Below are 13167 nucleotides of genomic sequence, written 5' to 3'. Positions count from 1 at the left end.
ATAAAACGATTGAAATAGCAGCACTATTATAGTAAACTTAAAAAGCAAGCACTTACTTTAAAAGGGAAATAAAGTATGGGAGTGTGTTTTTTGGAAACATGGATTACAGGAATTATGGCTGATTTTGGCTATATTGGTATTTTTTTATTAATTATGGTGGAGAACTTATTTCCGCCAATTCCCTCTGAGATTATCTTAACTTTTGGTGGCTTTATGACGACTATTTCCTCGATGAATGTCATGATGGTTATAATTGTCGCAACTTTTGGATCTGTTGTTGGAGCTATTTTATTATATAAAGTCGCATCGTTTTTTGGTAAAGAGCGGATGACGAATTTTGTGTTAAAGTACGGGCGGATTTTACGATTGAAGGAATCGGATATTGAACGTGCAGAAAACTTCTTTTTGAAATATGGGAGTTGGGCTGTGTTTTTATGTCGAATGATCCCGCTTATTCGTAGTTTAATTTCGATTCCAGCTGGGATGACGAAGATGAAAATGTCTAAGTTTTTATTACTTACAACTGCAGGAAGTTTGCTTTGGAATACTATTTTAATTGGACTTGGGGCTTTTCTTGGTGAATCTTGGAATGAAATTATTGTTTTTATGGATAGTTTTTCGACGATTATTTATAGCATCATTGTGCTAATTTTTATTATTGGATTATGTTTCTTTTTCCGAGCACGTTTCAAAAAAACAATCGATGAAGAATAAATGGTAACCTTGAAGGCGCGATCTTCAAGGTTTTTCTTTTGTGATTTTGGCTTTCATGCTATGATAAGTTGGACATAGAAAAGGGGATGGAAATCATGCGGATTGGGATGCGGACAGTAAAAACAGCAATTGCAGCAACACTTGCGATTATTTTGGCGGAATGGTTACATTTGGAATATGCCGTTTCAGCTGGGATTATTGCGATTTTAAGTGTACAAAACACGAAAAAAGGATCATTACAATTAGCTATTCAACGTGTGTATTCGACCGTTTTAGCTTTATCCATTGCAGCAATATTTTTCTTGTTGATTGGTTACAATGCGGTGAGTTTTGGTTTATATTTACTTATTTTTATTCCGCTAGCAGTTAAGTTACATGTCGCGGATGGAATTGTTGTCAGCTCAGTTCTTGTTTCACATATTTTATTAGAGCAGTCACTATCGTTCTTTTGGTTTAAAAATGAGCTTTTGCTAATGGCTGTGGGAGCTGGAATTGCAATTATTTTGAATTTATATATGCCAAAAATGGAAGATGAATTGAAGCGTAGTCAACAGAAAATTGAAGAAATCATGCGGCAAATTTTAACCGAAATGACGCAGGGATTACGTAAACAATCAGAGTATCACGATGAATTTGGCTTATTACATCAATTAAAGGGTACACTCGACTATGCACAAGAAAAAGCTGCACGAAACTTGGATAATCAATTTTTTACTTCATCGCACTATTATTCGCAGTACGTTGATATGCGGCTTGTTCAGTACAGGATTTTAACACAAATGAAACGACATTTAGTAGCCTTTCACCATTCCTCTGAGCAAAGTTTAGCACTGGCGGAAATTACGGAAAAAACGGCGATGACCCTCGATGAGCATAATACTGCTGAAGACTTGGTGGCGGAAATTACCACAATGGTGCATGAGTTCAGAAGTAGTAAACTTCCAGAAACGCGTGCAGAATTTGAAAACCGGGCAATCCTGTTTCAATTTATGAATGATTTACGTTATTTATTAGAAATGAAGCGTGATTTTTATGCTGAGTTTGGTTTACAAGAAAAATTAAAGTTACGAGAGGGCGATAAAAGATGATAAATAAAATTGGTCAAGTAATGTTGTATGTAGAAAATCAGGCGGCAGTGAGAGATTTTTGGGTAGAAAAACTAGATTTTGTCGTTGTTTCAGAAGAAATAGTTAATGGGGAAATTCAGTGGATTGAGATAGCTCCAACGAAAGACGTGGAGACTTCTTTTGTTCTTCAAAATAAAAAGAAAGTCGCTAAAATGAACCCAGAGATGAACCTCGGTACACCGTCGATTTTACTTTTTGGGGAGAACGTCGCGGAACTATATGAAACTTATAAAAAGAAAGGGATAACGGTTGGTGAGTTGGTTGATTTACCAATGGGGAGAGTCTTTAATTTTGCTGATAATGAAGGGAATTACTTTGCGATTTGTGAGAAGTAGGAGTTTTTAGGGAAGAAGCATAAAGCTTAAAAGTAATGGACTCATCAAATATGGAACTGACCTATTTTAATGAGGCAGTTCCATATTTTTTAGAAAGTTTTATTCTTCATCATAAGCGTCAAGGGCTACGGGTAAAGAACTTGTTACAATATTACCAACAGCCGGCAAACCAACAAGAATGGCACTAATAATTTCATCTCTCGTTGCTCCGTTCGATTTCGCCATTTTTACATGAAAGGGAATACCACTTTCAAGTCGAACTGCTGCCATAACAGCGATGTAGGCAAGTTCCTCTGTTTTTTTATCAAGCTTACTCGCAGTATCTAACTTTTGTACAGTTTCCATCCAAGCAGCGTGAACTTCGGGAGCTTCTTTTGCAAATACTTCAAAAGATTTACTTACTTTCATTAGATTCATCTCCTATAGATTTATTTGGCAAATAATATAGAAAGAAGTATAGCTTTTATGCTGCTATCCTTTTAGTATGATCATCTATTTACAAATCTATCACATGATATGTGAATAAGTAAACAAATAGTTGGGTGTTGATTTATCAAATGGAAAAACAGGCATTCTCAAGTTATACAATCTAAGAATGTCTGTTTTCGTTTTTCATCCTGTTACAAGAAACTTTTTTTCATCTAATGAAGCCTGTGCTGCAGCAAGTCTAGCAATCGGTACCCGGTAAGGCGAGCATGAAACATAACTAAGCCCGAGTTGATGGAACAAGCGTATTGATTCCGGGTCGCCACCATGTTCTCCGCAAACGCCCATTTTTAAGTTCGGATGGGTCATTCGTCCTCGAGTAACAGCCATTTCGACAAGTGCGCCAACCCCATCTTTATCAATTGTTACGAACGGATCTTTTGACAAAATATTTTTTTCATAATAATCGCCAAGGAATTTTGTCGCATCATCGCGAGAAAATCCGTAAGTGAGCTGGGTTAAATCATTAGTGCCAAAACTAAAGAACTGCGCTTCTTCCGCGATTTGGTCTGCAGTAACACAAGCCCTAGGGATCTCAATCATTGTACCGATATCATAGGGAAGTACTACCCGTTCTTTGTCGAAAATGGAATGGATGGCTTGCTTGATTTCTTTTTTGATATAACTTAGTTCACTTTTAGTTGCAATTAACGGAATCATAATTTCTGGGTGGACAGCTATTCCTTCGTCGTGAACAATGACTGCACTCTCGATAATCGCTTCCGCTTGCATCCGGTAAATTTCTGGGAAAGTAATCGCCAGCCTAGAACCGCGGTGACCGAGCATTGGATTAGACTCCGTAAGTGCTTGAATCCGTTTGGTTAGTTGAGGAACAGTTCGAGTCATGTCACGCGCTAGTTGCTCAATTTCAGGGTCACTTGTTGGTAAAAATTCGTGTAGTGGTGGATCAAGTAAGCGAATATTGACCGCGCGTCCATTAGCTAATCGGAACAGTTCGGTGAAATCTTCTTTTTGCATTTCTTTTAAAGTCGTTAAGACAGATTCGCGTTCTGCTAATGATTCTGCTAAAATCATCTGTCTGACATGCGGGATGCGTTTTTCGTCAAAAAACATATGCTCCGTTCGGCAAAGTCCAATTCCTTCCGCACCGAATAAAAGTGCTTTTTCGAAATCTGCCGGGGTATCTGCATTTACCCGAATCGTTAATTGTTTTTCCTCATCTGCCCAAGACATAAGTTCATCAAAATGACCACCAATGGCAGCTTCTGTAAGTTCAATTTCACCAAGGTAGACTTTTCCAGAAGTACCGTCTAGTGAGATTTGTTCTCCTTCATGAAGCTGTGTGCCATTTTTTAGGATAATGATTTTTTCTTTTTCATTAATCATTAATTCTGAACAGCCAGCGATACAACATTTTCCCATACCGCGAGCGACGACTGCTGCGTGAGATGTCATGCCGCCATGAGCTGTTAGGATGGCAGCGCTTTTTTCCATACCTTCAATATCTTCCGGCGAGGTATCATTTCGAATGAGAATGACTGGGATGCCTCGGTCAGCTGCTTGAACTGCTTCTTTAGCGGTGAAGTAAATTTGTCCGGTTGCAGCTCCGGGGCTTGCAGCTAAACCAGTTGCGAGAACTTGTCCTACTTTTAGAGCGCTTTCAACAAAAGTTGGGTGAAGGAGTTGATCGAGCTGGTTTGTTTCCACACGCATGAGTGCCTCATCTTTCGTGATTTTTCCTTCATGAACCAAATCAACAGCTACCTGAATGGCTGCTTTGGCTGTTCGTTTCCCATTTCTCGTTTGTAAAATGTAAAGTTTTTCTTTTTCGATGGTAAACTCGATATCTTGCATGTCTAAATAATGATTTTCGAGTAGTTCACATGTGGTGAGTAACTCGTTGTAAACAGCAGGCATTCGTTTTTTTAGTGCGCTGATTGGTTCTGGTGTCCGGATTCCTGCGACAACATCCTCCCCTTGAGCATTAAGTAAAAACTCACCAAAAACTGCTTTTTCACCAGTAGATGGATTTCGAGTGAAAGTGATTCCAGTTCCACTTGTATCACCTGTATTACCAAATACCATTGCTTGAATATTAACCGCAGTTCCAAAACTAACATCAATATCATTTAGTCTCCGGTAAATCACTGCTCGCGGGTTCATCCATGAATTGAACACAGAGATAATCGCAAGTCGCAGTTGCTCCAGTGGTTCTTGCGGGAAAATTTGTCCAGTTGTTTGAGTGAAAATTCCTTTATACGTAGCTACTAATTCGCTTAAGTCTTCCGCAGTTAATTCGGTGTCTAATTGATAGTTATTTGCTTTTTTAATTTTCGTAAGAGCTTGTTCAAAATGATAACTGGGTATTTCAAACACTACATCACTAAACATCTGAATAAAACGTCGATAAGAATCAAATGCAGAACGGCTGTCGTTTGTCAGATCTGCTAGTCCCTTTGTCGCGGCATCATTTAACCCCAGATTTAAAATAGTATCCATCATGCCAGGCATAGAAAATGGTGCGCCTGATCGGACTGAAACGAGTAGGGGGTTTTCTGCGAAGCCAAATATTTTTCCTGTTTGCTTTTCTAATTGTGCCAAATGGATTTTTACTTCTTCAAAAATGTCTTCGGATAAATGTTTTTGGTTATTCGTATAATCGTTACAAGCATCTGTGGAAATAATAAAGCCAGGAGGGACAGATAGACCAATATTTGTCATTTCGGCCAAGTTTGCGCCTTTTCCCCCTAAAAGATTTTTCATTTCTTTGGAACCTTCACTGAACTGATAAACAAATTTTCTCACTTTATTCACCTCTTCTAATTAGTGGTAACTTGTGATAATTTCTGTGATTAGGGCGGCAGTTTCCTCGATAGCTTTATCTTCTACATGGATAACTTGGCAGCCAAGCTTTTTAAAAGTAGCGTAGCCGTATTCTAACTCTTCCAATATTCGTTTTTCACTGGAATAGCTACTTGTTTCATCTAAACCAATTGATTTTAAACGCACTTTCCTAATTTGTGCTAACTTATCGGGAGTAGTAGTAAGCCCGATAATTCGTTCTTGGGGTATCTGGAAAAGTTCATCTGGAATAGGAATTTCTGGGACAAGAGGGACATTAGCGACTTTCCAATTTTGATTGGCCAAAAAACTACTGAGTGGTGTTTTACTAGTTCTTGATACACCGACAAGCACAATATCGGCATCTAGCAAACCTCTTGAATCTTTGCAATCATCATATTTAACAGCGAATTCAATGGCAGCAATACGATCAAAATAATTACTATCCAACCGCCGCATGTTACCAGGGTCTTGTTTCGATTTTAATCCTGTTTTTGCTTCTACAGCTGAGGTGAGTGTATGTAATAAATCAATATTAGGGATTTGATGTTTCGAACAAAAATGAGTCGCATATTCAGCTAACTTAACTTGTACTAAAGTTTGGACAACAATCCCATCCGCTTCTTTAGCTTCTTCTAATGTTTCGAGTAAGGCTTTTTCATCACGAATAAAAGCATGGCGACGAATCTCAGCTGGCTTTTTAAGTGAAAATTGTGCTATTACAGCACGAATAATATGTTGGGCAGTCTCTCCGATAGCATCTGAAATAACGTAAATAATAACCGGATTTTCCATATTTTCCTCCTACTAAACCTTTTTTATTGTATCTACAAAAAGTGCGGTAATGCGTGTTTTAGAAATTTTGCCAATTACTTTTGTTTTTCCGGCTTTTACTTCAAGCACTGGAAGGGAATCAATTTGATGGAAAACTAGTTGTTCCGCAGCGTGCAAGACGGTATCATGTTTTCCGGTGGTAACGATGTTAGGCATGCGGGTCATGATTGTTGCAATAGGTGTTGCTTTCGTATCTGCATCGGCAAGTGCTCCTTTAAGCAAATCTTTTCTAGAGACGAGTCCAACTAATTCTTCTTCATCAATGACATACAAGCTACCAATATCCTCCATAAACAGCATCACAATTGCATCATATACACTTGTTTCTTTTTTGGCGAAAAATGGTTGCGTCATAATATCTGCCACTTTTAACTGGCGAATTTCGTCAAAGTGAATCGGGTTTGTTTCCAGACCAGAATAAAAATAGCCTACTTTTGGTCTAGCATCTAAAATTCCTGTCATGGTTAAAATAGATAAGTCAGCACGAATGGTCGCTCGAGTTAATTTTAAATGGGCAGCGATGGAATCTCCGGTTGCTGGCTCATTGGCGCGCACATAAGCAACAATCTGGTGTTGTCTCGGTGAAAGTTCGATGGGAATCACATCCTTTTAATATGTTATGCTAATCATTATATAGTATGACATAATTAAAAACAAGCATTAATTATGTCATACTATATAAAAAACCTCCTCAAATTTGAGAAGGCTTAAAATGAATTATTTAGACATAAAATAAAATACAGAAATACATAAAAGTTGTTCCGGCAATAACAAACAAGTGCCAAATCGCGTGCATATAGGGGACTCTAGGAATACTATAAAAAATCGCACCAACTGTAAACATGATTCCGCCAGTTGCTAACAGCCAAAATCCAGCAGGAGTGAGCCCGGTGTATAGAGGTTTAATTGCGAACATGACCATCCATCCCATAAGTAGGTATACAATTGTAGATAATAGCTTTAATTTCCCAGTCATAAAAATTTTATAAATAATCCCAGCGATAGCCAGCCCCCAAATGATACCAAACAGAGTCCAACCAAGTGTTCCTTGAATCGTTATTAAAACAAATGGAGTATAACTTCCAGCGATTAACACATAAATCGCGGCATGGTCCATAATGTTAAAAACGGTTCTAGCTTTGCAAGGTTTAAAGCTATGCAGCAAAGTAGAACAAACATAGAGTAACATCAAGGAGATACCATAAACTAAAAAACTCGTTAAATAAAGAGGATTATCTTTTTGAACCGCGAATATGATAAGTAAGACGAGCGCCGGGATACTGAGGATAAATCCAACCCCGTGCGTAATCGCGTTGGCAAGTTCTTCTTTCCAATTATAAGAAGTGACATTCATTTTATCACCATACTTTTCTACAAATTTTTATCGTGCACTATTAAACTATCATACGCTAAAAAATGTAGAATAGAAAGATAAATAGAATTTCTTTCTCTTTTCTTAAAACTAGTTAATAAGTTGTGTATGACGCCGGGAATGTTATAATGAAATAAAATAAGTAAAACTGGATGTGGCTAAAAAATGAGGAAAATTAAAATTATCACTGATTCAACTGCTGGATTAACGAAAGAAGAAGCAGAAAAATGGAATATTGATATTTTGTATTTAACTGTTGAAATCGACGGGAAAGTATACAATCCGAAAACGGATATTACACCAGAAGAATTTATGGTTCGGATGGCTGAAACAAAAGAGTTACCGAAATCTTCTCAGCCAGCAATTGGTTCTTTTGTAGAAGCTTATGAAAAATATACGGCGGAGGGGTATGAAATTCTTTCCATTCACTTAACAGAAAAGCTAAGTGGAACGGTGAATGCCGCTCGCCAAGCAGCTGATATGGTTGAAGGAAATATTACAGTAGTAGATTGTGATTATACTGCACGAGGACAAGCGTTCCAAGTTTTAGCGGCAGCAGAAATGGCGCAGTCAGGGGATTATTCCGTAGAAGAAATTCATGCTAAAATCAATGATATTAAAGAGAAAACAAAACTTTATATCGTTGTCGTAACGCTCGATAATTTGATTAAAGGCGGACGTGTTGGTAGAATGCAAGGTTTCTTCGGTAGCCTTTTAAATATTAAATTAATCGCAAAACTGACAGATGGCCAATTAGAAGAAGAAACCAAAGTTCGTAGTAATAAGAAAGTACTTCAATATTGTCTTAATTTAATTAAAGATGAACCGAAAAAAATCCAACACTTAGACGTCGTTCATGCCAATGGAGTTAATTTAGCAGATGAGTTTATCTCGGAAACCAAAGAAATAACTGGATTAACCGAAATTCCGTTATTCTTCGCAGACCCAGTTATCTCCACACATACTGGAGCTGGCGCGTTTGCATTTATGTACTATACTGACTAAGTGAGTGATTCATATGACAAAGAAAAAATGGCTGTGGCTTACTGGGAGCGTGCTCGTAATCGCGCTTTTCGTTGGCGCAGTTTTTAGTATCAAATATTATCAAGAATCAAAAGAAGTGCCAATAAAACTAGTTGCGATGGGTGATTCATTAACAGAAGGTGTTGGTGATGAGGAGAAAAATGGTGGATATGTTGGTATTATTCCGGATAAATTAGAAGAACAACCTAATGTCCCAAGTGTCGATACAAGTAACTACGGTGTCTCTGGTAACAAAATAACGCAACTAGAAAAGCGCTTAGAAACGAATAAGGCCTTTCAACAAGACGTCAAAAATGCGAATGTCATCACGATTACCATTGGCGGAAATGATGTCATGGCTATTTTGCAATCGCGTCTTTTAGAAGTGGATGTAGCTGACTTTACAAAAGCGAATAAGACGTTTCAACAAGAACTCGAAAAACTAATAACAGACATTCGTTCTTATAACAAAGATGCAGCGATTTTCTTAATGGGTATTTATAATCCATATACAACTTATTTCAGTGATATTAAACAATTTGATGAAGTGATTGCTGACTGGAATGATGCCTCGAAGAAAACCGTTCAAAAACAAACCAATATGTATTTTGTTCCGATTGCTAAAACACTCGAAAATCGAGATAAAGCAAATCAAGACAAACCGAATCCATTATTATCAGATGATTATTTCCATCCTAATCATCAAGGCTACGAAAAAATGAGTGTAGAGTTAGACAAAGCAATCGTTAAGCAATTAAACGAAGGCAACATTCCCAAATAGAAAGGTGTTAAAATCGTGCCGAAAGAAACACGATCGACCCCAAAGAAACCAAAACGCAATTACTGGAAATGGACATGCATTATATTAATAAGTTTAATTGTTATTTGTGCAGGGTGGATTTATACAGCCGTTTTTATTGTAAGTCCACAAACAGAACCTACTCCGGAACTTATTAGCAATAAAACATCCGTAGAATTTCAGACGAGTACAACGAAATCTGATTTAAACCAATTAATTAGTACCTATATTGATGATTTCAGTAAAGATCAAGACATTGGTTACAAAGTATTTGTTGCTAATAATGTTAACTTTACAGCGGAAGCGAAAATTTTTGATCAACCAGTCGAATTACATTTGAAATTTTCACCAAAAGTAGTAGATGATGGCAATGTCGAACTAACGTTAAAAGATATGTCAGTAGGTGCGTTGCCGCTACCTGTATCCTATGTGATGAACTATGTAAGTAAAAATTATCAATTTCCTGATTGGGTAACTATTATCCCGAAAAAAGAAAAGATTTACCTTGCTTTAGATAAACTAAAACTAAAAGGCGATACAAAAGTTCGTGTTGATACACTTGATTTGAAGAAAGATGATATTTCGTTTACACTCTTAGTACCAGTTAACTAAAATAAACTGGTGGAATCCTAATTAGGGGGCATTTTTATGACAAAAGAATCACTTGAAAAAGCAACATTTGCTGGAGGATGCTTTTGGTGTATGGTAAAACCTTTTGATACACAACCAGGAATTGAGAAAGTTGTTTCAGGTTATACAGGTGGACATACTGTAAATCCAACCTATAAAGAAGTATGTTCCGGAACGACAGGACACACGGAAGCAATCGAAATCACCTTTGACCCGGCGATTTTTCCTTATGAGAAATTAGTCGAAGTATATTGGCAACAAACAGATCCAACAGATGCAGCTGGTCAATTCGTTGATCGAGGAGATTCTTATCGGCCAGTCATTTTTTATCATAATGAGAAACAAAAAGAGATTGCTGAAAAGTCAAAAGCGGCACTTGATGCTAGCGGCAGATTCAAAAAACCAATAGTAACCCAAATTGCTAAAGCCGAAATTTTTTACCCGGCAGAAGAATATCATCAAGATTTCTACAAAAAAGAAAAAGCACATTACGAAGGCTACCAAGTCGCTTCTGGACGTGCGGCGTTTATTGATGCGAACTGGAAAGGATGAAGTCGAATGGATGAAAAGCAAAAAAACGAACGACTAAAACAACTAACAGATTTGCAATATAACGTAACCCAAAAAGCTGGAACGGAACACCCATTCAAAAACGAATTTTATGATAATGAGGCGGAAGGAATTTATGTGGACATTGTTTCTGGCAAGCCGTTATTTTCCTCGAAGGACCAGTATGACGCTGGTTGTGGTTGGCCTAGTTTTACAAAGCCGATTGATGAGCAGGAAATAATCGAGAACAAAGATCGGACACATGGCATGATTCGTACCGAAGTCAAATCAGTAGAAGCTGATTCGCATTTAGGTCATGTTTTTTCAGATGGACCGGCAGATAAGGGCGGACTTCGTTACTGCATAAATTCAGCGGCACTTAAGTTTATACCCGTAGATAAATTAGAAGAAGAAGGCTATCAAGCATATAAACAAATCTTTGAATAAACAACCGATGCCAGAAAATGAAATTCGTATAAGCGTCAAGCGAAATCATTCTCTGGCATTGTTATCTGAAAAGGAGCGAATGTCATGTTGAAAATCGCGGTTATAGGGCTTGGCGGGATTGCACAAAAAGCCTATTTACCTGTTTTTGCAGAAATGGAAAATGTTGAAGTACATCTTTATACGCGAGATGCTCAAAAATTAAAACATTTAAGTGAAAAGTACCGTTTTGATCATTATCATCAAAGTTTAGAGTCGATGATCGCTTCGGGAGTGAGCGCAGCATTTGTACACTCGGCTACTAAAAGCCATCCAGAAGTTATTCGAGCATTTTTATCCCATCAAATTCCTGTTTATGTAGACAAACCAATTGCTGATAATTTAGAAGAGGTGGAGGAATTAACGAAGCTCGCAAAAGCACAAAATACGATGCTAATGACAGGATTTAATCGTCGCTATGCACCCAAATATCAAGAATTAAAAACTCTGAAGGATACAAATATGATTGTCATGCAAAAGAATCGTGTAGCTCAGCCTGGTGTGCCTCGAACTTTTATCTATGATGATTTCATTCATGTGCTGGATACGATACGTTATTTATTAGATACGAAAATCAATCAATTAAATGTTTTTCCAGTTTGGCAAAACGAACTGCTAGCTAGTGTGACAGTACAAATTACAGCGGGAGATAAAGTGGCTACAGCGATTATGAATCGGGACAGTGGTGTAAATGAAGAACGTCTTGCGGTAATGACGCCAAGTGGTAAATATGAAGTGGAAAATGTAACGGAAACACATATTTATGAAGGTACAACAGAACGATTTGAGCGATTTGGAGACTGGGAAACCACCCTTCATAAAAGAGGATTTACGCCAATTATTCATGCCTTTTTAAATGCAGTTCGTAGTGGCGCGAATGCACCGATTTCTGAAGAAGATGCTTTAGAAACACATCGACTTGCAGAAGAAATTTTACGCCAACTAGAAAATTAGCTTTATTTTTTTCAAGAAATCAACTATAGTTAAAGCATAAAAAGAGCGGAGTGTGTTGTACGTTGGGAAGATCATTTTATCATTTTTTAATGACATATCGGGATCCGAAACTAACAGATCAGAAAACGGAATTTGCCAACAATGCATACCGAGATCATAGTTTTCCAAAGCAAACAAGAAATTACCATATTCTTTGTGATTACTTGGAGTTTAATGCGCCTTATTTGCCGGGGATGTCGATTTTCGACGAACTATGGGATGCATATTTGCTAGATGAAGAGAAAAACAAACACTAGGAGGAAAAAAGTATGAGCGTACATATTGAAGCAAAACAAGGTGAAATTGCAGAAACGATTTTGTTGCCAGGAGATCCACTGCGAGCGAAATACATTGCGGAAACTTTCTTAGAAGATGTTGTTTTATTTAACCAAGTGAGAGGGATGCTCGGTTATACAGGTACATATAAAGGCAAAAAAGTTTCCGTTATGGGTACAGGTATGGGAATTCCATCGATTTCTATTTATGTGAATGAATTAATCCAAAGCTACGATGTGAAAAATTTAATTCGAGTTGGGACAATGGGTGGAATTCAAGCAGATGTGAAAGTCCGTGATGTCGTTATCGCGCAAGCAGCTTCCACCGATTCACAAATTAATCGCAATACATTTAACGGTGTGGATTTTGCGCCAGTAGCCGATTTCTCCTTGTTGAAAAAAGCGTATGATGCTGGAGTGGAAAAAGGATTATCACTTAAAGTAGGAAACGTTTTTTCTGCGGATCGTTTTTACAATGATCAGTTAGACAAAGAGCAACTAGCAGACTACGGTGTGCTAGGAATTGAAATGGAAGCAGCAGCACTTTATACGTTAGCACAAAAATATGGCCGTCGTGCATTGGCCATTTTAACTGTAAGCGATCATATTTTCACCGGAGAAGAAACATCTGCTGAAGAGCGCCAAACGACTTTTAATGATATGATTGTTGTAGCTCTGGAAGCTGCTATCAAATAATATGATGACAAACTAGAAATATCTTAAAGTTCATAGGAAGGTTGATAAA

15 protein-coding genes and 1 pseudogene are annotated in these 13167 nt (G+C 37.6%); 11 read left to right on the top strand and 5 right to left on the bottom strand.

The features are described 5' to 3' along the window. Positions 1-90: 90 nt before the first annotated feature. The 3 genes and pseudogenes from CKV67_RS09610 to CKV67_RS09600 all read left to right on the top strand — a co-directional run bounded on the left by CKV67_RS09610 (position 91) and on the right by CKV67_RS09600 (position 2176). Complete coding sequence (locus CKV67_RS09610) at positions 91-714, top strand: DedA family protein (RefSeq protein WP_014093211.1); 624 nt, start codon at positions 91-93, stop codon at positions 712-714. Positions 715-809: 95 nt separating this feature from the next. Then, a pseudogene (locus CKV67_RS09605) lies at positions 810-1795 on the top strand (aromatic acid exporter family protein). A gap of 3 nt (positions 1796-1798) precedes the next feature. After that, a complete protein-coding gene (locus CKV67_RS09600) occupies positions 1799-2176 on the top strand; it encodes a VOC family protein (protein WP_014093209.1) in 378 nt (125 codons plus the stop codon). 99 nt (positions 2177-2275) lie between these two features. On the opposite strand, the gene CKV67_RS09595 is transcribed toward CKV67_RS09600, so the two are convergent. The 5 genes from CKV67_RS09595 to trhA all read right to left on the bottom strand — a co-directional run bounded on the left by CKV67_RS09595 (position 2276) and on the right by trhA (position 7652). After that, a complete protein-coding gene (locus tag CKV67_RS09595) occupies positions 2276-2584 on the bottom strand; it encodes a carboxymuconolactone decarboxylase family protein (protein WP_014093208.1) in 309 nt (102 codons plus the stop codon). A 204-nt stretch (positions 2585-2788) separates the two neighbouring features. After that, positions 2789-5428: a pyruvate, phosphate dikinase gene (ppdK, locus tag CKV67_RS09590; RefSeq protein WP_025280007.1), complete on the bottom strand. Its 2640-nt coding sequence runs from the start codon at positions 5426-5428 to the stop codon at positions 2789-2791. Between the two features lie 18 nt (positions 5429-5446). Beyond that, complete coding sequence (locus tag CKV67_RS09585) at positions 5447-6259, bottom strand: pyruvate, water dikinase regulatory protein (protein ID WP_014093206.1); 813 nt, start codon at positions 6257-6259, stop codon at positions 5447-5449. A gap of 12 nt (positions 6260-6271) precedes the next feature. Further along, positions 6272-6901 carry a transcriptional regulator CcpN gene (locus tag CKV67_RS09580; RefSeq protein ID WP_025280006.1) on the bottom strand — a complete coding sequence of 210 codons (630 nt, stop codon included), beginning with the start codon at positions 6899-6901 and terminating at the stop codon, positions 6272-6274. A gap of 118 nt (positions 6902-7019) precedes the next feature. Next, positions 7020-7652 carry a PAQR family membrane homeostasis protein TrhA gene (gene trhA / locus CKV67_RS09575; RefSeq protein ID WP_025280005.1) on the bottom strand — a complete coding sequence of 211 codons (633 nt, stop codon included), beginning with the start codon at positions 7650-7652 and terminating at the stop codon, positions 7020-7022. A 183-nt stretch (positions 7653-7835) separates the two neighbouring features. On the opposite strand from trhA, the gene CKV67_RS09570 reads away from it, so the two are divergent. The 8 genes from CKV67_RS09570 (at position 7836) to deoD (ending at position 13118) form a co-directional block, all read left to right on the top strand. Further along, a complete protein-coding gene (locus tag CKV67_RS09570) occupies positions 7836-8675 on the top strand; it encodes a DegV family protein (protein WP_014093203.1) in 840 nt (279 codons plus the stop codon). A 13-nt stretch (positions 8676-8688) separates the two neighbouring features. Continuing rightward, positions 8689-9474 (top strand): SGNH/GDSL hydrolase family protein, encoded by a 786-nt coding sequence (locus tag CKV67_RS09565; RefSeq protein ID WP_014093202.1) that lies wholly within the window; start codon positions 8689-8691, stop codon positions 9472-9474. Positions 9475-9489: 15 nt separating this feature from the next. Then, positions 9490-10104 (top strand): YpmS family protein, encoded by a 615-nt coding sequence (locus tag CKV67_RS09560; RefSeq protein ID WP_014093201.1) that lies wholly within the window; start codon positions 9490-9492, stop codon positions 10102-10104. Positions 10105-10140: 36 nt separating this feature from the next. Further along, positions 10141-10674 carry a peptide-methionine (S)-S-oxide reductase MsrA gene (msrA, locus tag CKV67_RS09555; RefSeq protein WP_014093200.1) on the top strand — a complete coding sequence of 178 codons (534 nt, stop codon included), beginning with the start codon at positions 10141-10143 and terminating at the stop codon, positions 10672-10674. A gap of 6 nt (positions 10675-10680) precedes the next feature. Continuing rightward, entirely contained in the window at positions 10681-11118 is a 438-nt protein-coding gene (msrB, locus tag CKV67_RS09550; protein ID WP_014093199.1) for a peptide-methionine (R)-S-oxide reductase MsrB, read from the top strand. An 84-nt stretch (positions 11119-11202) separates the two neighbouring features. Continuing rightward, the gene (locus CKV67_RS09545) at positions 11203-12108 is read left to right on the top strand and encodes a Gfo/Idh/MocA family protein (protein WP_014093198.1); all 906 of its coding nucleotides are present in this window, start codon (positions 11203-11205) and stop codon (positions 12106-12108) included. A gap of 62 nt (positions 12109-12170) precedes the next feature. Then, positions 12171-12404, top strand: coding sequence for a YozE family protein (locus CKV67_RS09540; RefSeq protein ID WP_003720177.1), 234 nt, complete (start codon positions 12171-12173; stop codon positions 12402-12404). A 12-nt stretch (positions 12405-12416) separates the two neighbouring features. Next, positions 12417-13118 carry a purine-nucleoside phosphorylase gene (gene deoD / locus CKV67_RS09535; protein WP_014093197.1) on the top strand — a complete coding sequence of 234 codons (702 nt, stop codon included), beginning with the start codon at positions 12417-12419 and terminating at the stop codon, positions 13116-13118. Positions 13119-13167 lie beyond the last annotated feature (49 nt).

It is taken from the genome of Listeria ivanovii subsp. ivanovii (assembly GCF_900187025.1).
Classification (GTDB): domain Bacteria; phylum Bacillota; class Bacilli; order Lactobacillales; family Listeriaceae; genus Listeria; species Listeria ivanovii.
This window is presented reverse-complemented; position numbering and strand designations above follow the sequence as displayed.